The organism is Algoriphagus sp. NBT04N3 (genome assembly GCF_019443765.1).
Classification (GTDB): Bacteria; Bacteroidota; Bacteroidia; order Cytophagales; family Cyclobacteriaceae; genus Algoriphagus; species Algoriphagus ornithinivorans.
Window position 1 is genome coordinate 2,199,617 of sequence record NZ_CP048415.1, and the last position, 23,176, is coordinate 2,222,792.

Genomic DNA, 23,176 nt, shown 5'->3' on the forward strand with positions numbered 1-23,176 from the left:
ATTTAAAACAGGATGATGCCAAAGAAAGTTTGGTTTTACCCAATAACAATCCCAAGTTCCCGGTCGATTTCTACCTGAACTTTTTTCAAAGCAAAATAGATTTCCTGAAGCTCAATGATCTCCTTTTCATCTAATTGCTGGGTTTCAGCATTTTTGATCTTTTGCTTGGCTTCTTCCATCATTTTTTTGACAAACTTCCTTTTCAGTCTCAAAATGGTTTTAAAGCCTGTTAGGGTCAGATCATCCTGCTCCTTGTTAATAATAATTTGATGTCTCTCTTCCCAGTGCACAGACACTTCATGCCTAGGACTGATCAAGTCAATTACTTCCTTCTTGATCTCTGAATCATCCAAAGACAAAAAATAATCGACTCCTGAAATTTCATTTCTGGCAAGCCTCTCGCGATAGATTTTTAAAATTCTTGAATAAACAGGCGTCTCAAAATCCAATTCCTGGGTCTCGCTCAGTAAATAATCTGAAAGTTGCAGGTCCTGGCCTTCCAATTTTTCCAATCCATAATTCAACAAAAGCCTGATCATCTCCCGCTCTTGAAGCCTAAGAAGTTCAGAGAAAGAAGTTTGCTCTTGAGTTGGGAGGAAATTTTCAAAAGGTGTATCAACAGACTCTTCCTGCTCCTTTTGCTTGCTATAGGCATCTTTCTGACTCTTGAGAAGTCCTTTGTTCAGCTCTGCATGGACAATTTCCTCCTCTATATCCAAAAGACCAGAAGCTTCTTTCGCATACACGGAACGAACTATAGGATCTGGTATTTTCCCTATGCTTTGAACTACCTCACGGATTACTTCAGCTTTCCTGATTGGATCCCGTCTGATCTCATCTTGATACAAGCCAATCTTAAAACCAATAAAGTCTTGGCTTTGGGTATTTAAGTATTCCTGAAAAGCCTGAGAACCAACCTTTCTGGAATAACTATCCGGATCCTCACCTTCAGGGAAAACTACAGCTTTTACATTCAGACCTCCTTCTAAGAGCAAATCAATTCCCCGAAGAGATGCCTTGATTCCTGCTGAGTCTCCATCATATAAAACGGTTACCTGATTGGTAAAGCGCTTGATTAATTTGATTTGCCCATCTGTAAGCGAAGTGCCGGAGGAGGCCACCACATTCTCAATCCCAGACAAATGGAGAGAAATGACATCTGTATACCCTTCGACCAGATAGCAATTGTCCTGATCTCGAATAGCCTTTTTGGCCTGGTACATTCCATACAGCACATCACTTTTATGATATACTGCCGTTTCAGGAGAGTTGATGTACTTGGGTTGGTTCTTGTCTTTAGTCAGAATCCTTGCTCCAAACCCAATAGGTTTCCCACTGATATTGTGGATGGTGAATGTTACTCTATTCCTAAACCTATCATACTTTCTGTCAGAATCCCCTTCTTTTTGAAGAATTAGTCCAGCCTTGAGTAAAATATCTTCAGTAAAACCAGCCTTTTTTGCAGCATTTAAAAGATGATCCCATCCATTCAATGCATAGCCCAAATCGAATTTCTCAATGATGGTAGGCCCAAAACCCCTTTCTTTAAAATAACTGAGGCCTATGCTTTTCCCTTCTTCAGTTTGAAGGTTTTTTACAAAAAAATCTCTGGCAAATCCCAGAGCAATCAACAAACTTTCCCTTTCACTCTGAGCCTGCTCTTGCTCAGGCGTACGGGTTTCATCTTCCTCTACTTCTATTCCATACTTTCCAGCAAGGTGTTTGATTGCCTCCTGAAAACCTATCCCTTCAATATCCATCACAAACTGAAGTGGATCACCGGCTTTTCCGCAGCCAAAGCACTTGTAGATTTGCTTAGCAGGTGATACAGAAAAAGAGGGGGTTTTCTCTCCATGAAAAGGACAGCAAGCCCAGAGGTTTTGGCCTTTTTTCTTGAGTGGAACATAATCAGAGATGATCTCTTCTATGTCCATTCTTTCTTTAACCTTGTCTGTGGTGATTTTACTGATTCCCATAATTTTTCCGAGTAAACAAAGTTAATGTTCCCCGCCAAATAGAAAGGACAAATGGAGAACTATTTGAGGACTGAGCCAGTTTAGTGAGTCATAGGATTAGGATAAACTTCCAAAAACGAAGACTTAGCCCTAACTTGCAGCAAATTTTAATTACAAATGCAGATTACCCAAGAAGCGATATTAAAAACACTTTCCAGAGTTCAGGATCCAGATCTCAAACGAGATTTGGTGAGCTTGGGAATGATACAGGACATTGAGATTTCGAGTGATTTGATTCGAATGAAAGTGGTCCTTACCACTCCTGCCTGTCCATTAAAGGAAGTGATTAAAAACAATTGTTTAGAAGCTTTGGAAGAGGATTTCGGAAAAGGAATCCAATGGGATCTACATATGACTTCTCAGGTAACTACCGTTCGGGACGCTACTCCTATCCTTCCTGAAGTTAAAAATATCATTGCAATAGCCTCTGGTAAAGGAGGAGTGGGAAAATCTACCACTGCGGTAAATTTAGCAGTTGCACTTTCAGAATTGGGAGCTAAAGTAGGCTTGATAGATGCAGATATTTCAGGCCCATCTATTCCTACCATGTTCAATGTAGAGGGAGAGCAACCTGCGGTAAAAAAGGTAGGAGATAAGAATGTGATCATCCCAGTCACTCAGTATGGAGTAAAGCTAATGTCTATTGGCTTTTTGACACCGGCCGAATCGGCAGTTGTCTGGAGAGGACCTATGGCAAGTTCTGCTTTAAGGCAGTTTATTTCAGATGTGGATTGGGGAGAATTGGATTACTTGTTGATTGATCTACCTCCGGGGACCTCTGACATTCATTTAACCATGGTTCAAACAGTTCCTGTGACAGGTGCTTTGATTGTAACCACACCGCAAAAAGTGGCTTTGGCAGATGCTACTAAGGGACTTTCCATGTTTAGACAGCCACAAATTAATGTTCCCGTTTTAGGTGTTGTTGAAAATATGGCTTACTTTACACCTGAAGAACTTCCTGACAATAAATATTACCTCTTTGGAAAAGAAGGAGGGAAAAAATTGGCAGAAAAGTATCAGGTACCTTTCTTAGGAGAAATACCAATAGTGCAGAGTATTAGAGAAAGTGGAGACACTGGTTATCCGGCGGTATTAAAAACTGGAGTAACAAAAAATGCGTATATGGAATTGGCAGAATCACTTGCTAGACAAATTGCCATCCGAAACGCTCAGGAAAAGAAAACAGAAGTAGTAGAAATAAAAGCATAATATAATGCAGGCAGAATTACGAGAACAGATTGAATTTGCGTTGGATACCATCAGACCTTATTTGGAAGCCGATGGAGGTAATGTGAGAATTGTGGAGTTGACCGATGATAAGGTTTTGAAAATTGAGATGTTGGGTTCTTGCGGGTCTTGTCCAATGTCTTCTATGACCTTGAAAGCGGGAGTAGAAGATGCCATCAAACGTGCCATACCTGAAATTGTACGGGTAGAGGCTGTAAATCTTTCGATGGCCTAATTCAAAAGAACTAAATGAAGAGATTTTCCAGCTTTTTCAACAAAGCAACTATGCTCCTTTTAGGAGCTATTTTTGCATATACCTCAGCCAATTCTCAAAATTTCACCATTTCACCTTTGCCTGATTATTCAGGAACGGCTAATTCAAAAAGTAATCATGCACATAATGAAAAATGTGCTCATGGTGTGCTGGAGGAAATGCTGGTGAAAGAAATGGGATATTTTGGCACCAAGGATTTTTTTGAAAACTGGATAGACAGCAAAATAGAAGCACAAAGGAATCAACCACTTTCTATTGCAAGAACTCAGGAAGAAATAAGATTAATTCCTGTGGTCGTCCATGTGATTCATAATGGAACTCCTATAGGTCAGGGAGCTAATGTGCCTCTGTCACAAATCGAATCACAAATTAGAACTCTAAATGAGGACTTCAGGAGATTAAATCCAGATGCTAACCGTACTCCAGCAGAGTTTTTACCGGTGGCCGCCGACGCCAAAATCGAATTTGTGCTAGCTAAACAAGATCCTAATGGACTGCCAACCAATGGAATAGTAAGAATTCAAGGTCCCAAAACCTCTTATGCTCCACAAGATGCAGCGCAAATTGGGCAGCTTAGTCAGTGGAATCCGGACGAATACCTCAATATCTGGGTTGTGCCCTTAAACCAACCTTTTATTGGCTATGCTTCTTTTCCTGTTTCAGATTTACCTGGCTTAAATTTCTCCCCTGCCCCAGCAATTACCGATGGAGTTACAGTTGATTTCAGATTTTTTGGAAGCGGTGGAAATGCCATAGGAGCATCACTGGGTAGAACAGCCACACACGAAGTAGGACACTATTTCGGACTAAGGCATATTTGGGGTGATGGAGGCTGTGGTGTGGATGATTTTGTATCTGATACTCCCGAACAGGATAACTCCAATAGCACCTGTAACGATAATCCTTCCAGGTTTAGCTGTGGATCCAATGATATGATCCAAAATTACATGGATTACACTCCTGATGCCTGTATGAATATTTTTACACGAGGGCAGGTAGAAAGATTCAATGCGGTTTTGGCTAATAGCCCGAGAAGAAGGACTTTGGTAAATAATAGAGCCACGCAAGAGCCCGTTTTAGTGGATAGGGATTTAGCGATTTCAAGAATTGTTGAACCGGGAAATTTTGCTTGTTCACCAATTATTTCTCCTTCTATCCAAGTGAAGAATGCCGGGAAACAAACTATTTCCTCGGCAAGGATTGAACTGAGAAGAAATGGAGCTGTAGTTGAAAGCAGGAGATTTTCACTGAATTTAGTGACAGGAGCAGATGCTACTTTGAGTTTTAATAATTTCAATATTTCAGCTGATGGAAATGAAATTGAATTCAGGGTTGTTCAAGTTAATGACAATAGCGACGAAAACTCAGCAAACAATTCATTAACCTCAAGCCCCGTTTTACAACAGGCCGCAACTTTACCTCTGAGTTTAAATCTTGCTTCTATTCCAAATTCCTGGTCTATCAGCAATCCGGATGGATCTTTTACCTGGGAACCTACCAGACTAACCATTTCCGGGACCCAGCAAGACCTGATCTATATCAGACATTACGAATATGAAGCGCCAGGTGAATTAGATTACTTTATCTCCCCTGTCATTGATTTAAGTGCCAATCCAAATGCGCAATTGGTATTTGAATTAGCCCATGCTCCTTATAATCAGCCGGGATTTCAGGATGATTTGATTGTGGCAGTTTCAACAGACTGTGGAAACACCTTTCAAATCGCTGATGCTACTTATGATAAATCCGGGGTTTCTTTGGAAACTTCCAATCCTACATTAAATGAGTTTATTCCAACTCAAAATAGTCAGTTCAGAACCGAATTAGTAAACCTTAGCCCATTTGCTGAATTAGGTCAGGTCAGAATTGCTTTCATTTCTGTTAATTCTTATGGTAACAATATCTACTTGAAAAATATTAGAATTCTCCAGGAGAAGCAATTCAAATACGAGTTGACTTTGGAAGAGTTGATTCTTCCAACACCTATTTCTGATGGTAGATATGAAGATGAGGTGATTAGAGTGAAAAACACAGGTAACCTACCTGTATCTAGGTTCGTTTTCACGAAAAGTACCAATGGTTCTTCCACCCAAGGCTTTCTTGCCTCCGGATCTGCTGTTGCTCCGGGTGAAAGCTTTAATTTAACCGGAGGAAACTCGACCCAGGAAGGTGTTAACAGATTAAATTATGGAGTCATTTTTCCGAATTTTGATCAAAATTCCGGTAATGAAGATGAATTGGAACGATTCATCATCGAGGATAGCCAAAACACACTTGTTCCCTGGAGGCAAAACTTTAATTTCTCCACTTCTATAGAACCTTGGAGAACAATCAATCCTGAAGAAAATAGAGATTCTTGGACTACTATTACGACAAATAACACCTCCAATAATGTAAATGGGTTGCAAAATCCACAGCCCGGAAACTCCTACTGGCTTGGATCTCCAATATTCAACTTATCCAATCGAACTCAAGCCTCTGTCTTTTTTGATTATGCAGTTGGAGAGATGGCCCCATCAACAAGATTGACGCTATTTGCGAGTTCCGATGCGGGAGAGACCTATATACCTGTTTGGGAAGCAATGGGGGAAAATTTAAGAACCACATCAGCGAATGTAGCTAGCCCAAGTAATGCCTCTGACTTTAGAAGGGAATTCGTAAATCTCACCGAGTTCACGGGAAATGGCAATCAGGCTGTAAGATTGGCTTTTGCTCTTGATGCTGGAGAAGGGTTTAATTCTCCTATCTATCTTGATAATATTGAGCTATTCCTGACTGCTAACCCTCAGCCTGTAATTCCAACAGAGGGCATGAGTATTCTTTATCCAAATCCTGCTTCCGACTACTTCAATATTGCCTTTAATTTGCCACGCTATGAAAATGTAACGATTCAGATTATTTCTGCCAGCGGACAAGTTTTGCAGCAAGTCGTATATCCTAACACATTGAACCAAACATATTCTTTCAGCAGAGAGATTTTCCCTCCAGGATTTTATATAGTTAGGATCAATAGTAATACGATCAGCGAGACAAAGAAATTGATAATTAATTAATGCTAAATAAGCCGAGGATACACACTTCGGCTTATTTTTTGCCTTTCAGAATTCCGCCATGTCCCCAATCTTTGGGTGCATGAAAAATCCCAATTATCTTTAGGCATTAATATTTATACATGAGCACTTTCCAGTATTCCCTGAAAAAGATTCTTATCAACCTTGGCATTATTATAGGCATAGCAATTCTTTTGGGTTTCCTTTTCCTAAAAGTTTATCTTCCTATGTACACAAATCACGGCGAGACAGTATCTGTACCGGATTTATCAGGATATACTTTTGATGAAAGTCAGGGTATTTTGGAAAAGGCTGGTCTTAATTATCAGGTTTCTCCAGATTCCGGTTTCAATATGGATGAAAAACCTTTGGCTGTTTTGAAGCAAATTCCTCCAGCCAATGAACAAGTAAAGGGTGGAAGAAAAATTTATTTGACGCTTAATGCCCGAAATGCACCAATAATCAAGATGCCAAACTTGGTCAATATGCCACTGAAGAACGTACAGGAAATACTGGCCAATATTGGATTGGAAAGAGGGGAATTAATCTATGTTCCCGACATTGGAGCCAATGTAGTATTGGAACAAAGATACAGAGGAGTAAGTATCTCCGAAGGGTTTGAGATTCCGAAAGGAGCAAAAATTGATTTGGTTGTCGGCAACGGATTAGGAAATCAGGTTTTGAATGTGCCTAGCTTGGTCGGGATGGATGAAATTGATGCGGAATTCCTTATTTTAGGTTCAGGCCTTCGAGTAGGTCAAAAAACTTACATGAAAAATGATACGTTAGCATCTGGCAGGGTGTTTCGTCAGTCCCCTCCTGCTGAATCAATGGTGAAGACCGGCGATATTATAGATCTTTGGATTTCGGGTGAAGGAAGTTTCTAAAAACATATGGGAAATAAACCCAATTTTTATGTTCTGATTTTTCTCCTTTTTATAGGCGCAGAGGCCTCTTTTGCCCAATTGGTAGAATTGGCGACTGTGCCACACAAAAACTTCAAAACCCAGGTTGAGATTGGTTCAAATTTGAGAATTTCCAATACCAATACTCTTCCGTTTTGGGATGATTTCAGTCAAGGTATGGATACCTTGGCTTGGGTATTCGAGGGAGCTTCCTACAGTGAAAGTATTGGAATCAATGCACCTTCTTTAGGAGTCATTATTCTGGATGGAACTGACTCAAATGGAAAGCCCTATTCAAGACAAATAAGGGACCAAGGAGCCGGAGATTACCTGACTTCCCGCCCTTTTGATTTATCTACGCTTTCAGTTGCTCAAAGTACAAGTCTCTTTTTAAGCTTCTTCTGGCAGGCTGGTGGAAGAGCTGAAATACCCGATGAAAATGATCGTTTGGTATTGCAGTTTCTAAACCGAAATGGACAATGGATCAGCGTTTGGGAAATATCCGGAGGACCAGAACGAGATCCTAACCAATTTTCTCAAGAATCCGTGCAGGTCCTAGCCGACTTTCAGCATGAGGCTTTCCAGTTTCGATTTGTGAATTTCGGTCGACTTTCAGGACCATTTGATACCTGGGTTTTGGATTATGTCTATTTGAATACAGGCAGAACTTTGAATCAATTAAGCTATTTGGATAGAGCCTTAACCCAAGCTAATGAATTGAAATTTGGGGATTACACGGCGGTTCCTGCGGTTTTCTCTTCTTCCCTTCCCTCCTCTATCGGGTCTATTAAAAACGAATTTTACAATCTGGAAAATAGGTTTCGGGCAATGGAGTATTCAGTATTAATCACCAATACGAATACCGGTGCTTCAGTTCCTATTAATTTAAACACACCTTTTAACCCTGTTCCAACTGCCTTGGAAAGAAGGAGATTTTCCAGTAACTCCCCATCTCAAATACCTGCTATTTCCGAGGAAACAGATTTAGAAGTAAAAACTTATTTAACCACAGGAGATAAAAACCTATTTGTCGTCAACTCCGGTGACAGTACTTTTTTCAGCCAGGTAAACTATCGGGTCAATGATACGGTGACAACTCTTATTCCAATCAGGGATTTCTTTGCTTATGACGATGGTAGGGCTGATTATGCAGCTGGGATCAATCAGCGTTCGGGGATGCTTGCAGTAAAGTATCAAGTGGATCAGCCAGTCTATATCAAGGGGCTAACCATTAACTTCACCAATGCCGATCAAATAGATTTCCCTATAGATATCATGGTTTGGCAAAACCTGGACAATCAACCTGTTTTCAGAAGAGAGGAGTTGATCCCATTAAAAAATGGAATAGACTCACTTACCTACTTTTCTCTTGATACCAACATACAGGTGACTGGGGAATTTTATGTGGGTTTTACCCAGTTTACCAATGATTTCATACACATAGGTCTGGATAAGAATAATGATCAAGGTGATAAGATTTTTTACAATGTAAATGGTACCTGGGCTGAAAATACTGAAGTAAGAGGTTCATTAATGATTAGACCACATGTGAGTCTTGCTCCTCCTTTTGCCCAATCAGAAAACCCATCAGAGATATTCAGAATCTACCCTAATCCTGTCGAAAATCAACTGAATGTTGAGGGGAAATTTAGAGACATTAAGGTGTTCGATTCCTTTGGAAGAGAGATTTTACTGGAAAGAGAATCGACAGAGCGAGGAGAAATCCTTAACTTTAGAGGTCAGAAGTCAGGAATTTATGTGCTCCACCTGCTTTCTGAAAAAGGAGCCGAATCGTTTAGAATTTTAGTGAAATAATTATGGAAGATATTGACGTAAAAGAACTGAAAGAAAGACTGGAGAAAAAAGACAAATTTCTTTTTTTGGACGTCCGGGAAGAGTGGGAATATGAAGATGACAATCTTGGAGCAAAAAATATCCCCTTAGCAGATCTTCCCCATCGTTTGGAGGAACTTGATTCTTACAAAGATCAAGAAATTATCATCCATTGCAGAAGCGGTGCTAGAAGCGGAAATGCCAAAAAGTTTCTAGAAAGTAAGGGATTTTCCCAAGTCAGAAATGTTTTGGGTGGAATCATGGCTTACAGAGATCTATAAGTTTTGTCCAAAAAATATCTAAACCCTGGAAGGAGTATTCTTTTCAGGGTTTTGTTTTTTAGGCAAATCTAAATATAACCCTTAGAATGGTTAGCTAAAGTCTTGAGTTTAATTTGATTGTCTTAAAGCTTATTCAGAAAAAATAAACGGCTGCGGAGAAAAACATAGACAAAATATGATAATTGCAATCCAACCTATAATCTTTCTTTTAGAGTCCAGCTCTTTAAATCCGGATACCTCTGGATGTCGTGTTCCCATCACCCTTCCAAGTAAAAAACCAAAAAACAGCCAGCCTTGATAGCCTTGGATGGTTGGAAAGAAATATGCAATTAAATATTGACTTGCCGCTATACTTAAAGCAAATGTCAATTTTGTTTGAGCAGTTAGCCCTGATTTATGATAACAGATGTAAAGAAAACCTAAGTAAAGTGGAATTCTAATGATGAGTTCTTCAGCAGGGAAAAAAGGACTGATCATTCCTAAACCTGCATAAAAGAGAAATAAAGTGAAGGCACTAAGAGAGATTTCTTTATGCCTTTTGGGAAAAAGTCCAAAAATCACATGCCCGCCATCCAATTGTCCAATTGGTAAAAGATTAAGCGCGGTAAAAAACAGGGCCAGGTAACCTGCAAATAAGAAGGGATAGTGGATTAACTCTGACAATTCAGGCATCCTTTCCGGATCAGCTAGGGTAGAGCTCATCAGTGAGAAAAGAAGATTATTACCCAACTCAAAATCTACCACCTGATCACCATAACCTTCAAATTCAGGGTCTGCATATTCGGGGTGAATTTCATAAATGTATTCAGCTGAAGGGAGCGTTGTAAATCCATATGTTAAAACTCCCAATGCAATCACAAATCCAGCTAATGGCCCCGCAACTCCAATATCAAAGAATTTTTTTCGGGAATTGACGAAACTTTTCATCTGAATAATAGCTCCAAATGTACCTATGGAAGGTATTCCTAGGAAACCTAACCAAGCTGGAATGAAAAGTGGTAAGGAGGATTTGACTTTGTGATGAATTGAGGTGAATAAGTGCCCCAATTCATGAATCAATAGAATTCCGATGAAAGGAATCGAAAATGCAAATGACCTCAAGAAAAAGTCCCAGCTCAGAAAATCATCACCTTTAGCAATGACTGATTTACCATAAACCCATTCTCCTCCAGCTAAAGTGGTTGCGATTAGGGTAAGTATAAATAATATGGTGTGTTTTAGGTAGTCCTTCTTACTGTACATGCTTTAAATAATCAAAAATAACCTCAGGCCCAGTTACCTGTATAGCCTGAATCCCAATTTCACTAGCACTTTGAACGTTTTGCTCAAGATCGTCAAAAAATACAACCCTTTCGGGCGAAGTTCCCAAATCAGTAATCATTTTATGGTAAATCTCAGGTTGAGGTTTTGCCAAGCCCATTTCGTGACTTAAAAATACCCAGTCAAATACAGGGTCAAAATTTGCAAGGCCATGATCTCTTTTTAGAATATCATTGACTGCCAAAATGTGGATCATATTGGTATTACTCAAAACTCCAACCTGATAGTGCTTCCTCACTCTGTTGACCAATTCCAATCTCTCAGCTGGAATTTTACCAAGCAAAGAGTTCCAAAGTGAATCAATCTTTTCATCTTCCCAATCTTGATCAAAATAGTTTCTGACTTCAGTTCGAAAACTTACAGAATCTATCAAACCTTTTTCATAGGCATAATGAAAATCAGTTTTGTAAAAATCATCTACCAAATGATGAAGATTAGACGGAACTTCCTGACGTATAAGAGATAAGGATCTTTGATAATCTATGTCAATAATTACATTACCTAAATCGAAAATTAAAAAGTCTGCGTCCGGTGTTTTTTTCATCCGTAAATATGGTTGTGAATATGATTTCAAATATGTAACATTGCATTCCCAAAACCAAGGTATTTTAGCATTTGAGCTAATCCAAGCGGGATTTTATCAAGAATTTTCTTGTTTAAAAGTAATTATTGGGCCTATAACTCAGTTGGTTAGAGTATCTGACTCATAATCAGAAAGTCCCTGGTTCGAGCCCAGGTGGGCCCACAGAAGGCTGGAATTGTTCCAGCCTTTTTTTTATTTTTCGGGATGAGTTTCTGCTACATCATTTTTAGTCCTACTCTCCAAAAGTTTTACATTGGAATCACACATGAATCGATTGAAGCGAGAATTAAAAACCACAATGAACACAGATACGGTAAAAAACGATTCACTGCTAAAGCCTCTGATTGGGAGTTGTTTTTAGCTCTTGAAACCCAATCGCTTTCTCATGCTCGAAGAATTGAGATCTATTTGAAAAAAATGAAGAGCTCAAAGTATATTCAGAAGCTAAAAAGCGAACCCGAGTTGGTAAAACAAATACTCTTTCAAACACAATAAAAGTATCTGACTCTCCCGATTCATCGGGACAGAAAGTCCCTGCCCCGATAGTTATCGGGGCGAGCCCAGGTGGGCCCACAGAAGGCTGGAATTGTTCCAGCCTTTTTTTTATTTTTCGGGATGAGTTTCTGCTACATCATTTTTAGTCCTACTCTACAAAAGTTTTATATAGGAATCACCCAAGAATCAATTCAAGCAAGAATTGAAAACCATAATCATCACAGATACGGTAAAAAACGATTCACTGCTAAAGCCTCTGATTGGGAGTTGTTTTTAGCTATCGAAACCCAATCGCTTTCTCATGCTCGAAGAATTGAGATCTATTTGAAAAAAATGAAGAGCTCAAAGTATATTCAGAAGCTAAAAAGCGAACCCGAATTGGTAAAACAAATACTCTTTCAAACACAATAAAAGTATCTGACTCTCCCGATTCATCGGGACAGAAAGTCCCTGCCCCGATAGTTATCGGGGCGAGCCCAGGTGGGCCCACAGAAGGCTGGAATTGTTCCAGCCTTTTTTTATTTTTCGGGATGAGTTTCTGCTACATCATTTTTAGTCCTACTCTACAAAAATTTTATATAGGAATCACCCACGAATCAATTCAAGCAAGAATTGAAAACCATAATCATCACAGATACGGTAAAAAACGATTCACTGCTAAAGCCTCTGATTGGGAGTTGTTTTTAGCCATAGAAACCCAATCGCTTTCTCATGCTCGAAGAATTGAGATTTATTTGAAAAAAATGAAGAGCTCAAAGTATATTCAGAAGCTAAAAAGCGAACCCGAATTGGTAAAACAAATACTCTTTCAAACACAATAAAAGTATCTGACTCTCCCGATTCATCGGGACAGAAAGTCCCTGCCCCGATAGTTATCGGGGCGAGCCCAGGTGGGCCCACAGAAGAGGCTGTCTCAAAAGTAGATAGTTTAATAGGCTAGCTGATTTCTCGGCTAGCCTTTCTTGTTTAACTCAAAATAGGTATTTTGAGGTGTGCAAAAACAAGACACGAATATAGTCTTTAAAGACTATTCTCCCAACCAGCTGATGCTTCTTCCTCCGAGTTTGGAAGAATTAATTCCAGCCCATCATCCAGCCCGAACCGTTAATTCGGTGATGGATCAGATCGATCTTTCCTCGGTGTATGCCTATTATTGGCAAAACGGTGCCAGCAGCTACCATCCCCGGATGCTGCTGAAGATTTTGGTTTATGGCTATCTTGAAAATTGCTTTTCGTCCCGTAAGCTGGAGAAGGCTACCCGGGAAAACATCGTGTACATGTGGCTTTCGGGGATGCAGCGTCCCGACCACCACACGATCAACCGCTTTCGTTCCGAACGGCTCAAGCCTAGGTGATCGGCGATATATTCTCCAAAGTGGTACTGCTGCTTCATCAAGAAGGCCTTCTGGATATCAAGGAGGTCTATACCGACGGTACCAAGATAGAGGCCAATGCCAACCGTTACACGTTTGTCTGGGGTAAGGCGATCAAAAAGAACAAGGAGCGGATCAGCAAACAGCTCCAGGAACTCTGGGAATACGCAGGTTCGGTAGCCGCCCGGGAGCTGGGAGCCGAAGAGCCCGACTTTATCAACCCCAGTCCGGAGAAAGTGTCTCAGACCGTGGACAAGATCAACCGGGCCCTGCAGGACAAGCCTGTGGACAAAAAAGTGAAGCAGAAACTAAACTACGCCAAAAAGCACTGGCCGGCCAAACTGGAAGAATATGACCAAAAAGAACAGATCCTGGCAGGACGCAACAGCTACTCCAAAACCGATCCCGATGCCACCTTCATGCGGATGAAGGAAGACCACATGAAAAACGGACAGCTCAAGCCCGCCTACAACCTTCAGCTCAGTACCCACGGACAGTTTGTGGTCAACTACTCCCTGCATCCCAATCCCACCGATACGCTGACCCTCAAACCTCATCTGGAAAAATACTGTCAGCTCTACGGTTTCTATCCCTCCAGCTACACAGCCGATGCGGGATACGGCAGTGAGGAAAACTACTGCTTCCTGGAGGAAAACCAGATCGAAGCCTTCGTCAAGTACAACTATTTCCACAAAGAACTTCAACAGGAATCCAAAGCAAAGAAAGTCTACGGACTACTCGACAACCTCCATTACGACCCGCAAAACGACCGCTACATCTGCCCCATGGGACAGCCCATGGAAAAGAGCGGGAAAAGCACCGGTAAAACATCAACCGGATTCGTTCAACACTATCGCCACTATCAGGCTAAAAACTGTTCCGGCTGTCCACTCTCCGCAGCTTGCCATCCCGGGGAGGGAAACAAAGTCATCAAGGTCAACACAAGACTCCAGCAACAGAAAGCCAAAGCAAAGGAACGGCTAACCTCAGAGCGAGGTATTCAGAAAAGAAAGCAACGGGCCATCGATGTCGAACCGGTCTTCGGACACTTCAAATACAACAAGGGCAGAAGCCGTTTCATGCTCCGCGGTAGCGCAAAAGTGGCCGTTGAAACAGGCCTTCTGGCCATTGCCCACAACCTGGCCAAAAAGGCGGGATGAACAGCCTTAAATGTCCATTTTTTCATCCCAAAACAAAGACAAAAGCAAGTGGAGCACAGTATCCATCCATGACCCTAAAAAACAACTCATGTGAACCCCGGTCAAAAAAATAGAGGCCGAAAATCAAAAATCGGCCTCTATTGCGCAAAATCGAATATCTCTAAATGTGAAAACTATTTATGAGACAGCCTCTTTTTTTTATTTTTCGGGATGAGTTTCTGCTACATCATTTTTAGTCCTACTCTACAAAAGTTTTATATAGGAATCACCCAAGAATCAATTCAAGCAAGAATTGAAAACCATAATCATCACAGATACGGTAAAAAACGATTCACTGCTAAAGCCTCTGATTGGGAGTTGTATTTAGCCATAGAAACCCAATCGCTTTCTCATGCTCGAAGAATTGAGATCTATTTGAAAAAAATGAAGAGCTCAAAGTATATTCAGAAGCTAAAAAGCGAACCCGAGTTAGTAAAACAAATACTCTTTCAAACAAAATAGAAGTATCTGACTCTCCCGATTCATCGGGACAGAAAGTCCCTGCCCCGATAGTTATCGGGGCGAGCCCAGGTGGGCCCACAGAAGGCTGGAATTGTTCCAGCCTTTTTTTATTTTTTTCTACATTTCCTCAATATAAAATTCAATGAAAAATTAATAGGTATATCCGTTTTCCTGATAACAAAAGGAAAATTTGGTTTCTTATTAGCCCAAAGGATCAAAATCCGGATGCTTCTGACAATGCCTGAAAAAAGTTGACACATTTTGTTGGGACGATAAACCAAATAAGATGACAAAAAGATTTCAACTTAAAGCTCAGCGGATTTTCAGTGAGGATTTGCGTAGGCAGATTGTAGGTCAGATAGAACGGAAAGAGTTAACAGTTCTCCAGGCTGTTCGTGAGTACGGAATAGGCGGAAAACAGACTGTATATACTTGGCTTTACAAATATTCGACTACCTTGAAGAAGGGGACAAGAATGGTTATGGAAAAAGACAGTCAGGACAACAGGGTTCAGGTATTAAAAGGTAGGATCAAGGAGCTGGAAGCTGCTTTGGGACGTAAATCATTGGAGGCAGATCTGTACCGGATCATAGTAGAGCAGGCATCAGATGAATTTCGTGTGGATTTAAAAAAAAGTTTTGGCGACCCAGCATCAAAGTCTCAGAAAAAATGATCCATCCGTATTCTTTTGAGATCAGCTCAGCCTGTAAGATATTGGGTTACAGCCGTCAGTCCTATTATAAAGTTGCCGCTGGTAAGCCAGAAATTGAAGATGAGGTCATTCGGCTGGCAGAATTGAACCTGCGTAAAGTCCGTAAAACTTGTCCCAGCCAAGGCTGCCGGAGTATGTATGAAGAGTTTGGTGATCAATTGCCCATAGGAAGGGACAAAAGTATAGCGTTATTTATGGAGTTGGGTTACCGTGTCAAATATCCCAAACGTTATGGGAGAGCCACACAATCAGGTACCCGGGAGTTTTCTAACCTGCTGGTTCAGAAAGATGTGAATGGAGTAAATCAAGTCTGGCAGGCAGATATGGCCCATTATCTATACGGAGACACTAAGCTTTACACGATCTATATCACCGATGTGTACAACCAAGAAATCGTAGGCTATGGAGCTTATGATTCCAATCATGCACTTAATTATAGAGCAGTGATGCGAAAAGCAATCAGCAGAGCCGTGGGCAATGGAGTAAAACTCAAAGGGATGATTCATCATAGCGATGGAGGCAAGCAGTATGAGAGCGAGGTATACAAGAAGTTGTGTAATCGACACGGAATTCTTCAAAGTATGTGCATGTACTCTTACGAGAACCCCTATGCAGAGAAAACAAACGATCTGATAAATAGTGGATACTTGAATTACTGGAAGCCAAAGAAACTTGAAGAATTGAGAAAATGTCAGAAAAAAGCAGTCGCTGACCACAACAAGAAAAGAAGAAAGAAAGTACTCAATGGACTTTCTCCCCTCCAATATAAATCAATGTTGCAAACTCAACCTTCAATGGCATATACCTTGAAATTGAAGCCCAGAAATCCTGAACAACCAAGAAAAAGAGTACCTCAAAATATAAACAAATTAACAGTTCACAAGACGGAATTGTGACAACCAAAATCAGGCAAGGTCATTCGGTCTTCGGTCATCGGTCTTCCAATCAGTCAAAGAAAAATTGGCTACCTGCATGATTACGGATAGTCAGAAATTTTAATTTCCCCTATTGCTTTTCCCAATTTGAGAATGCTATTTCAAGAAATTTTTACAAGCAACCAATGACTGCTCAAAAGGCTGATTCGATCAAAACCAAAGGAATGCTTCTTGCTTTGGCGGCAGCTATTTTTTGGGGAATTTCAGGAAACTGTGCCCAGTTTTTATTCGAACAAAAAAATATAGATCCTTCTTGGTTGGTTTGCTGGAGGCTGATCCTTGCCGGAGCACTGCTTTTGGTTTTTAGTTTCTTCCAATCCAAAAAAGAAACCCTTTCCATATGGAAATCTAAAAGCTCAATTACCCAACTGATAATTTTTAGTATTCTGGGCATGTGGGCAGTACAATTCAGCTATTTCTACAGCATTCGACTTTCCAACGCTGCAACCGCAACAGTCATCCAATATATCGGCCCTGTATTCGTGGTTTCTTTCTATGCAATTAAGTTCAGAAGGTGGCCTGTTTTAGCTGAAATGGCATCCATGATTTTTGCCGTACTGGGCACATTTCTATTGGTCACCCACGGAACTTGGTCTACTTTGGTTATTTCACCGCAAGCTTTGATTTGGGGGCTACTATCAGCACTTGCTTTGGCTTTTTACACCATCTATCCTGTTAAGATACTTGCCAAACATTCAGCAGCAGCCGTCTCAGGATGGGGGATGCTTTTGGGTGGCTTGTTCTTTGCCATTTACCTTCAGCCATGGCAGATAAACGGAATTTGGGATGTAGAGTCATTTGCCGCATTTGGCTATATCATTGTTTTTGGAAGCCTGTTGTCATTTTTCTTTTTCCTCACCGCCATTCCATTGATTGGAGCTCAAACAGCATCTTTACTTTGTAGCGTTGAACCTTTATCCGCAGCCATGATGGCCGTAGTTTGGTTAGGAGTCACTTTTACTGCTATGGATTGGTTAGGAACATTTCTAATCCTTTCCACCATTGCACTTTTATCCTTGGCTACCAAGCCCAAGAAACTTTCCCTGTAAGTTGCCTCCTGAAAAGCTTGGAGGTTTGATGAAAAACCCAATTTTTATTCTGAAATTCATAGAAGAAACCCAGATTTCCAATGGTTTTTTTCGTAGAAAATCTTGAAACCAAAAAGTAAAAACAGTTTTTCCAAAAAATTTAGGAAATGAAATCGAGCAGGATACAAGCAATCCAAATTAAAATAATTATCAGCCTTGCTAGATGCCATAAGACTATTAAAGCCAAAATGTAAACACATGAAAAAAGCAGTTATCCTTGGTGCAAATGGAAATATTGGGAAATATGTTTCCCTAGAGCTGGCTAAAACTGATTATCAACTGGTTCAATTCAGCAGAAAACCTCAAAAAATTAATCATACTGACATCCTATTTGCGGGTGATATTTTAGATTCAAACTCAGTCCATAAAGCCTGTGAAGGAGCAGATCTGATTTTCTTACTGGTAGGCATCCAGTATTCCAGTAAAGCTTGGGCGAAACAATGGCCTGTTATCATGCGAAATACATTAGACGCTTCTATTGCAAACCAAGCCAAACTGGTGTTTTTTGATAACATGTATGCTTTAGACCCGGAAGAAATTTCTCACCTAACTGAAAAAACTGCTTTGGAGGCAAGCAGTAAAAAAGGAAAAGTTAGGAAACAGATATTAGAAATGCTGTGGTCAGAGGTAGCTTCCAAAAAATTAAAAGCACTTGTAGCCCGATCAGCGGATTTTTATGGACCAGGTGCTGGTAATAGCATGTTGAATGAAATGGTCATTTCAAAAATGAAGTCAGGTAAGAAACCTCAATGGCTATACTCAGCTTCCAAAAAGCATTCCTTTACCTATGTTCCCGACGCAGGCAAAGCCACTGCTTTTTTGGCATTGCAGGAAGATTCCTGGAATCAAGCTTGGAACTTACCAACTGACTCTTCCTATCCCAGCTTGGAAGAAATAGTACATATCCTAAATGAAGAATTGAACAGCTCGCATCAGGTTCAAGTTATGCCAGCCTGGCTTATTTCTGTTTTATCCTTATTTATGTCTATACTGAAAGAGGTTAAAGAACTTCGATATCAAATAGACCAGGATTATTGCTTTGATTCCAAAAAAATCCAGCAAAAATATGGAATCTACCCTACTCCAATTAGAGAAGGACTTAAAAACTGTCTTCGATAATTATGCATGAACATCACCACCATCCACAGGATAGTAATAATTTAAAGATTGCTTTTTTTCTGAATTTGGGTTTTACCATTTTAGAGTTGGTTGGAGGATTTTGGGTAAATTCAGTGGCAATATTATCAGATGCCATTCATGATTTGGGAGACTCCCTTTCATTAGGATTGGCCTGGGGATTACAAGAAAAATCCAAGCAAAAAGCCAACGATAGTTTCTCTTTTGGCTACGGTAGATTTTCACTTTTAGGCGCCCTAATCAATGCCATGGTGCTAATCATTGGCTCCGTTTTCATCATAAATGAAGCAATCCAAAGACTCATAACCCCTGAATTGAGTGATGCAAAAGGAATGATCTTTTTTGCAATTTTCGGGGTAATTGTCAATGGCTATGCAGCTTGGAAGGTGGGTCACGGACATTCCCAAAATGAAAAAGTAATCAGCTGGCACCTAATTGAGGATGTTTTGGGTTGGGTAGCTGTTTTAATTGGCGGAATACTTCTCTTATTCTTCGATTGGCCTTGGATTGACCCTGCCTTATCCTTGGGTATCACGCTTTTCATTCTCTGGAATGTTTTAAAAAATCTGAAAGAAACCTTGTATATATTTCTTCAGGCAGTGCCTTCTGATATTTCTCTAGACCAAATCAAAAAAGAGTTGTGTGCTCTTCCAATAGTTGAATCCATTCATCATACCCATCTTTGGTCACTGGAAGGCGCCCACCACGTTTTTACTGCTCATGTGCGCTTGAAACAAGTTCAAAACCTAAAAGAATTGCTTAAATCCAAAAAGCAAGTACAAGAGACCCTCAAAAAATATCCTCTTAGTCATTACACCATAGAGTGGGAATTGTCAGAGGAAAATTGTGCATTGGAACAAAAAGAAAATCCATTCAGATAAGAGCGAGCACTCTATCTCTAAGTTCGGGCAACACTTCAGTTTCAAACCAAGGGTTTTTTCTCATCCATAATCTATTTCTTGGGGATGGATGAACCAAAGGGAAATAATTTGGTAAATACTCTTTGAAATTTTTCACAGTCTCCGTCAGATTGTTTCTTCTTCTTTCTCCCAAATAATAGGATTGGGCATATGCACCAATTAATAAAATCAACTTCAGGTTAGGCATCTGTGAAGATAACATAGAATGCCAAATAGGTGCGCATTCTTTTCTCGGAGGCAAGTCTCCTCCCCTGCCTCTGCCGGGATAACAAAAGCCCATGGGCATAATTCCAAAAATCTCAGGATCATAAAAAGTATTGCTATCCACATGGAGCCATCTTCTTAACTCATTTCCACTTGGATCATTCCAGGGAATACCTGTTGCATGAACTTTGGTTCCCGGTGCTTGACCGATAATTAGAATTTTACTTTGAGAATGTACCGATAGCACTGGATTGGCTCCTAATGGAAGATGCGCTTCACAAAGCTTGCAATTTTTAACCTCCCGAAGAATTGAATTTAAATTTTCCATGAAAAATTGACCTTTTCTAATTCTAGGTTTAATTTGAATTGTGAAAAAGACTCTCCCCCTTTCCCTTTTATTTATATTTCTAATTTCTAGCTTTTCTTCATTTGGCCAAAATAATCCGGAATTAGGCTCTTGGTATATGTATTTTGGAAACTTTAGATTTCAGGAAAGTTCTTGGGCTATTCATGGTGAAATACAATATAGAAATCATAACATAGTTGGGGATTTAGAGCAACTTCTAATCAGAACAGGATTACAATATAATTTAAAAGACGGAAGCGCAAGCTTCACTCTTGGGTACGGAAATATCACTACACAACCACCGGGAGAGAGTACGATTTCTGTTCCTGAAAGCAGAATATATCAGGAAGCAATTTTAAGGCAAAAAGTATCCAAAGTAGGAATCATGCATCGTTTCCGTTACGAACAAAGATGGGTTGAATCCTCTCCATTTCGCAGCAGATTTAGGTATGCATTATTTCTAAATGTCCCGCTCAATTCTAAAAGCTTGAGTGAAAAAGGGAGTTGGTATTTACAGCTTTATGACGAATTATTCATCAACGGAGAAAAGTTAGACGGTTTGGTGGAATACTTCGACAGAAATCGGCTTTATGGAGGATTAGGATACCGAATTCAAAGTCAGTTGGCTGTTCAGGTCGGTTTTATGGAACAAAAAACCAATCGATTTTCAAAAAATCAGCTTCAATTCTCTGTTTTCCATCAATTATACAGCGGCAAGTAATATTTTTTCTTAACTCACTTAAAACCAGAAGCTTTTACCACATCGTATATATGTAAAAGATATTTTTCGGGAATTTTCTGTAAAATTTTAAATGATTGATCCAGTATATGGATTAAACGCAAATATCTTTTTAAATTATAAGACAGGAAGTTGAATATCAATAACTTGAAACAAAGTATTGGTAAAGCAGTTTGGTTTTTGAGTTAGATAATTCAGCTTTTTCCGATCAAACATAGAAGAGGATAAATCGAGAAACAATTGCTTTTCTGCTTAAGGAGTTCCTAAAAAGCATCAAAGGCAGCTAGTGAAAACCTCGACTTTCCTAAGACTTGTTTGAATCTAAAAATATCGGCCTTAGTCAACCATAAATTCATATCCTATGAAAAACTCTACCTATTACCTAGTCTTGCTTGTTTTGGTAATTTCAAGCTGCTTCACCCAAAAAGATTACGTCACAGAATATGATTACAATTACCAGGGTACCTTTAAACGATATAAAACTTTTGCATTTGTTGAGATCAACGAGCCTGAAATTGAAACTATAACTCCTGTATTAAATGCTACTATTGGTGCTAGATTGGGATCTCAGGGCTTTGTAGAGAAAACGGATAAACCAGACTTATTGGTCAGCTATAAGATTTTTACCGATTCGATCCGTTATAGAGGATATGTGCAGCCCGAGTTTGATTATTGGTTGCAGAGAACAGGAAGCCGGGTATTGGAAAGGGATTTGGAAAAGGACAAAGATAAAGAACTGGAGAAGGACGAAACCTACAACCAAATCAAGTACAAGGAGAATAATGGAATGCTAGTCATTTATGTTATTGACAATAAAAGAGGAAACACTATTTGGCAAGGTTATACCGCTGCTAAATTTGATTTTGAATCCCCTAGCTTTCAGTCTGACATTACCCGTGCTGCCTATCGGGTGATGAATGAATTTAAAGTTGTAAACCGTTACATGGAATAGATTCTGTGGAATAATTCCCCAGTTTGCTTAGTAATAATCCCATCTTTTCGATGGGATTTTTTTATGTAAAAAAAGTAAATCATTGTTTTTCAATTGATTAAGCCATTATATGATTTCTGAAAATCACTGGCAGTTCTTTTGGATCAAGAAGAATAAACCTAGAAATCAATTCTGCCAGGAAACAAAAGAATTTCTAAACATGGCAGATTTTAATCGACTTGAAAAACAAATTTTAAAACCATGAAAAACTCTTTGATCCTTTCAGGCATACTTAGCGCAAGTGTTTTAGTGTCCTGTGTGTCTAAAAAGAAGTACACCGAGTTGGAGAGTAATCTCTTCAAGACTCAAACAGAATTAGCCATGACCAATCAGGAAAAGGCTGAATTGGAAGAAAAAATGGCAGCCATTGAGGCTAGAGTAGCAGAATACAACGCGAGAATCAATTCTTTGAGAGACACCAATGATGCCTTGACTCAGTCCAATAACTCATTGTATTCAATCGAGTCAGGAACCGTCATGTCCAAAAACTCAAAGCAAAAGATGACTGAAACTTTAGCAAAGGTGGATCCTGAGAAGCTTGCTCAAGCTAAGACTTTGGAGGATTCTGTAAACTTGGCAGTGGAATATAATCTGAAGCAAAACATCACTGAAAACACCGGAGGTGAAGAAGATGACGTAGAAATCAGCATTGATCAGACGGTGGTGATGATCTCTGTTTCTGACAAACTTCTTTTCAATACCGCATCTTACAGAATCAACAGCAAAGCAGATCCCCTATTGAAGAAATTGGCAGAAGTAATCAACGCTGAGCCTAGCCTTCAGGTGATGATAGAAGGTCATACAGACCCAAGAACCATCTCTAATGCAGTTGTTCAGGATAACTGGGATCTATCTGTAAAAAGAGCTACCTCTATTGTTAGAAAGCTTCAAAATGATTTTGGTGTAGCTCCTGAAAAAATGATCGCTGCGGGTCGAGCGAGCTATATGCCTATCGTTGCCAATGATTCCAAAGAAAATATGGCTATCAACAGAAGAACTAGAATCGTCCTAATCCCTGATTTGGATATGTTCTTTGCAATGTTATAACCAAAACCAACTACCACAATTAAATCAAAAAAAGCAG

General features: G+C 39.8%; 22 protein-coding genes, 1 tRNA gene and 1 pseudogene. 20 read left to right on the forward strand and 4 right to left on the reverse strand.

The features are described 5' to 3' along the window. Positions 1 to 35: 35 nt before the first annotated feature. Entirely contained in the window at positions 36 to 1,976 is a 1,941-nt protein-coding gene (dnaG, locus tag GYM62_RS09505; protein ID WP_219959233.1) for a DNA primase, read from the reverse strand. A gap of 156 nt (positions 1,977 to 2,132) precedes the next feature. Between dnaG and GYM62_RS09510 the strand changes: the two genes are divergently transcribed. The 6 genes from GYM62_RS09510 to GYM62_RS09535 all read left to right on the forward strand — a co-directional run bounded on the left by GYM62_RS09510 (position 2,133) and on the right by GYM62_RS09535 (position 9,588). After that, positions 2,133 to 3,227 (forward strand): Mrp/NBP35 family ATP-binding protein, encoded by a 1,095-nt coding sequence (locus GYM62_RS09510; RefSeq protein ID WP_219959234.1) that lies wholly within the window; start codon positions 2,133 to 2,135, stop codon positions 3,225 to 3,227. 4 nt (positions 3,228 to 3,231) lie between these two features. Continuing rightward, complete coding sequence (locus tag GYM62_RS09515) at positions 3,232 to 3,480, forward strand: NifU family protein (protein WP_091655559.1); 249 nt, start codon at positions 3,232 to 3,234, stop codon at positions 3,478 to 3,480. A gap of 14 nt (positions 3,481 to 3,494) precedes the next feature. Continuing rightward, positions 3,495 to 6,572, forward strand: a complete 3,078-nt coding sequence (locus GYM62_RS09520; RefSeq protein WP_255590656.1) for a M43 family zinc metalloprotease — start codon at positions 3,495 to 3,497, stop codon at positions 6,570 to 6,572. A 119-nt stretch (positions 6,573 to 6,691) separates the two neighbouring features. Next, positions 6,692 to 7,456, forward strand: a complete 765-nt coding sequence (locus tag GYM62_RS09525) for a PASTA domain-containing protein (RefSeq protein WP_219959235.1) — start codon at positions 6,692 to 6,694, stop codon at positions 7,454 to 7,456. A 6-nt stretch (positions 7,457 to 7,462) separates the two neighbouring features. Further along, a complete protein-coding gene (locus GYM62_RS09530; protein ID WP_219959236.1) occupies positions 7,463 to 9,289 on the forward strand; it encodes a T9SS type A sorting domain-containing protein in 1,827 nt (608 codons plus the stop codon). A 2-nt stretch (positions 9,290 to 9,291) separates the two neighbouring features. Continuing rightward, entirely contained in the window at positions 9,292 to 9,588 is a 297-nt protein-coding gene (locus tag GYM62_RS09535) for a rhodanese-like domain-containing protein (RefSeq protein WP_091655562.1), read from the forward strand. Positions 9,589 to 9,717: 129 nt separating this feature from the next. Here the strand turns inward: GYM62_RS09535 and GYM62_RS09540 are convergent, their stop codons facing one another. Together GYM62_RS09540 and GYM62_RS09545 are read right to left on the reverse strand one after the other, a co-directional pair. Further along, positions 9,718 to 10,830, reverse strand: a complete 1,113-nt coding sequence (locus GYM62_RS09540; RefSeq protein ID WP_219959237.1) for a site-2 protease family protein — start codon at positions 10,828 to 10,830, stop codon at positions 9,718 to 9,720. Further along, the gene (locus tag GYM62_RS09545; RefSeq protein ID WP_219959238.1) at positions 10,820 to 11,452 is read right to left on the reverse strand and encodes an HAD family phosphatase; all 633 of its coding nucleotides are present in this window, start codon (positions 11,450 to 11,452) and stop codon (positions 10,820 to 10,822) included. The genes GYM62_RS09540 and GYM62_RS09545 overlap by 11 nt, the downstream gene beginning before the upstream one ends. A 127-nt stretch (positions 11,453 to 11,579) precedes the next feature. Between GYM62_RS09545 and GYM62_RS09550 the strand changes: the two genes are divergently transcribed. The 11 genes and pseudogenes from GYM62_RS09550 to GYM62_RS09600 all read left to right on the forward strand — a co-directional run bounded on the left by GYM62_RS09550 (position 11,580) and on the right by GYM62_RS09600 (position 19,773). Beyond that, positions 11,580 to 11,653: transfer RNA gene (locus GYM62_RS09550), tRNA-Ile, on the forward strand. A gap of 42 nt (positions 11,654 to 11,695) precedes the next feature. Next, complete coding sequence (locus GYM62_RS09555; protein WP_219959239.1) at positions 11,696 to 11,986, forward strand: GIY-YIG nuclease family protein; 291 nt, start codon at positions 11,696 to 11,698, stop codon at positions 11,984 to 11,986. A 120-nt stretch (positions 11,987 to 12,106) separates the two neighbouring features. Beyond that, a complete protein-coding gene (locus tag GYM62_RS09560) occupies positions 12,107 to 12,397 on the forward strand; it encodes a GIY-YIG nuclease family protein (RefSeq protein ID WP_219959240.1) in 291 nt (96 codons plus the stop codon). Between the two features lie 119 nt (positions 12,398 to 12,516). Next, positions 12,517 to 12,807, forward strand: a complete 291-nt coding sequence (locus GYM62_RS09565) for a GIY-YIG nuclease family protein (RefSeq protein ID WP_219959241.1) — start codon at positions 12,517 to 12,519, stop codon at positions 12,805 to 12,807. A gap of 225 nt (positions 12,808 to 13,032) precedes the next feature. Further along, positions 13,033 to 14,519: pseudogene (locus tag GYM62_RS09570) on the forward strand (IS1182 family transposase). A 210-nt stretch (positions 14,520 to 14,729) separates the two neighbouring features. Next, entirely contained in the window at positions 14,730 to 15,020 is a 291-nt protein-coding gene (locus GYM62_RS09575) for a GIY-YIG nuclease family protein (protein ID WP_219959242.1), read from the forward strand. Positions 15,021 to 15,306: 286 nt separating this feature from the next. Next, the gene (locus GYM62_RS09580; RefSeq protein WP_219956550.1) at positions 15,307 to 15,693 is read left to right on the forward strand and encodes a hypothetical protein; all 387 of its coding nucleotides are present in this window, start codon (positions 15,307 to 15,309) and stop codon (positions 15,691 to 15,693) included. After that, positions 15,690 to 16,628: a DDE-type integrase/transposase/recombinase gene (locus GYM62_RS09585; RefSeq protein WP_219959243.1), complete on the forward strand. Its 939-nt coding sequence runs from the start codon at positions 15,690 to 15,692 to the stop codon at positions 16,626 to 16,628. Before GYM62_RS09580 ends, GYM62_RS09585 begins: the two co-directional genes overlap by 4 nt. Positions 16,629 to 16,792: 164 nt before the next feature. Continuing rightward, the gene (locus GYM62_RS09590) at positions 16,793 to 17,716 is read left to right on the forward strand and encodes a DMT family transporter (RefSeq protein ID WP_219959244.1); all 924 of its coding nucleotides are present in this window, start codon (positions 16,793 to 16,795) and stop codon (positions 17,714 to 17,716) included. Positions 17,717 to 17,953: 237 nt separating this feature from the next. Further along, entirely contained in the window at positions 17,954 to 18,874 is a 921-nt protein-coding gene (locus GYM62_RS09595; protein ID WP_219959245.1) for an NAD-dependent epimerase/dehydratase family protein, read from the forward strand. 2 nt (positions 18,875 to 18,876) lie between these two features. Next, positions 18,877 to 19,773 (forward strand): cation diffusion facilitator family transporter, encoded by an 897-nt coding sequence (locus tag GYM62_RS09600; RefSeq protein WP_219959246.1) that lies wholly within the window; start codon positions 18,877 to 18,879, stop codon positions 19,771 to 19,773. On the opposite strand, the gene GYM62_RS09605 is transcribed toward GYM62_RS09600, so the two are convergent. Next, on the reverse strand, positions 19,766 to 20,344 hold the full coding sequence (locus tag GYM62_RS09605; protein ID WP_219959247.1) for a uracil-DNA glycosylase family protein: 579 nt from the start codon (positions 20,342 to 20,344) through the stop codon (positions 19,766 to 19,768). The two genes, GYM62_RS09600 and GYM62_RS09605, sit on opposite strands and share 8 nt — an antisense overlap. Before the next feature lie 40 nt (positions 20,345 to 20,384). Between GYM62_RS09605 and GYM62_RS09610 the strand changes: the two genes are divergently transcribed. From GYM62_RS09610 to GYM62_RS09620, 3 genes are all read left to right on the forward strand, one after another. After that, a complete protein-coding gene (locus tag GYM62_RS09610; RefSeq protein ID WP_255590658.1) occupies positions 20,385 to 21,083 on the forward strand; it encodes a DUF2490 domain-containing protein in 699 nt (232 codons plus the stop codon). 379 nt (positions 21,084 to 21,462) lie between these two features. Beyond that, the gene (locus tag GYM62_RS09615; RefSeq protein WP_219959248.1) at positions 21,463 to 22,053 is read left to right on the forward strand and encodes a DUF4136 domain-containing protein; all 591 of its coding nucleotides are present in this window, start codon (positions 21,463 to 21,465) and stop codon (positions 22,051 to 22,053) included. A gap of 240 nt (positions 22,054 to 22,293) precedes the next feature. Continuing rightward, the gene (locus GYM62_RS09620) at positions 22,294 to 23,139 is read left to right on the forward strand and encodes an OmpA family protein (RefSeq protein ID WP_091655571.1); all 846 of its coding nucleotides are present in this window, start codon (positions 22,294 to 22,296) and stop codon (positions 23,137 to 23,139) included. The last annotated feature ends 37 nt before the right edge of the window (positions 23,140 to 23,176 follow it).

Coding starts and splice junctions, on each gene's coding strand:
- GYM62_RS09535 (WP_091655562.1), top strand. CDS start 9,292: ATGGAAGATATTGACGTAAAAGAACTGAAAGAAAGACTGGAGAAAAAA.
- GYM62_RS09560 (WP_219959240.1), top strand. CDS start 12,107: ATGAGTTTCTGCTACATCATTTTTAGTCCTACTCTACAAAAGTTTTAT.
- GYM62_RS09605 (WP_219959247.1), bottom strand. CDS start 20,344: ATGGAAAATTTAAATTCAATTCTTCGGGAGGTTAAAAATTGCAAGCTT.
- GYM62_RS09620 (WP_091655571.1), top strand. CDS start 22,294: ATGAAAAACTCTTTGATCCTTTCAGGCATACTTAGCGCAAGTGTTTTA.
- GYM62_RS09540 (WP_219959237.1), bottom strand. CDS start 10,830: ATGTACAGTAAGAAGGACTACCTAAAACACACCATATTATTTATACTT.
- dnaG (WP_219959233.1), bottom strand. CDS start 1,976: ATGGGAATCAGTAAAATCACCACAGACAAGGTTAAAGAAAGAATGGAC.
- GYM62_RS09585 (WP_219959243.1), top strand. CDS start 15,690: ATGATCCATCCGTATTCTTTTGAGATCAGCTCAGCCTGTAAGATATTG.
- GYM62_RS09515 (WP_091655559.1), top strand. CDS start 3,232: ATGCAGGCAGAATTACGAGAACAGATTGAATTTGCGTTGGATACCATC.
- GYM62_RS09595 (WP_219959245.1), top strand. CDS start 17,954: ATGAAAAAAGCAGTTATCCTTGGTGCAAATGGAAATATTGGGAAATAT.
- GYM62_RS09615 (WP_219959248.1), top strand. CDS start 21,463: ATGAAAAACTCTACCTATTACCTAGTCTTGCTTGTTTTGGTAATTTCA.
- GYM62_RS09555 (WP_219959239.1), top strand. CDS start 11,696: ATGAGTTTCTGCTACATCATTTTTAGTCCTACTCTCCAAAAGTTTTAC.
- GYM62_RS09520 (WP_255590656.1), top strand. CDS start 3,495: ATGAAGAGATTTTCCAGCTTTTTCAACAAAGCAACTATGCTCCTTTTA.
- GYM62_RS09580 (WP_219956550.1), top strand. CDS start 15,307: ATGACAAAAAGATTTCAACTTAAAGCTCAGCGGATTTTCAGTGAGGAT.
- GYM62_RS09600 (WP_219959246.1), top strand. CDS start 18,877: ATGCATGAACATCACCACCATCCACAGGATAGTAATAATTTAAAGATT.
- GYM62_RS09565 (WP_219959241.1), top strand. CDS start 12,517: ATGAGTTTCTGCTACATCATTTTTAGTCCTACTCTACAAAAATTTTAT.
- GYM62_RS09590 (WP_219959244.1), top strand. CDS start 16,793: ATGACTGCTCAAAAGGCTGATTCGATCAAAACCAAAGGAATGCTTCTT.
- GYM62_RS09575 (WP_219959242.1), top strand. CDS start 14,730: ATGAGTTTCTGCTACATCATTTTTAGTCCTACTCTACAAAAGTTTTAT.
- GYM62_RS09510 (WP_219959234.1), top strand. CDS start 2,133: ATGCAGATTACCCAAGAAGCGATATTAAAAACACTTTCCAGAGTTCAG.
- GYM62_RS09530 (WP_219959236.1), top strand. CDS start 7,463: ATGGGAAATAAACCCAATTTTTATGTTCTGATTTTTCTCCTTTTTATA.
- GYM62_RS09525 (WP_219959235.1), top strand. CDS start 6,692: ATGAGCACTTTCCAGTATTCCCTGAAAAAGATTCTTATCAACCTTGGC.
- GYM62_RS09545 (WP_219959238.1), bottom strand. CDS start 11,452: ATGAAAAAAACACCGGACGCAGACTTTTTAATTTTCGATTTAGGTAAT.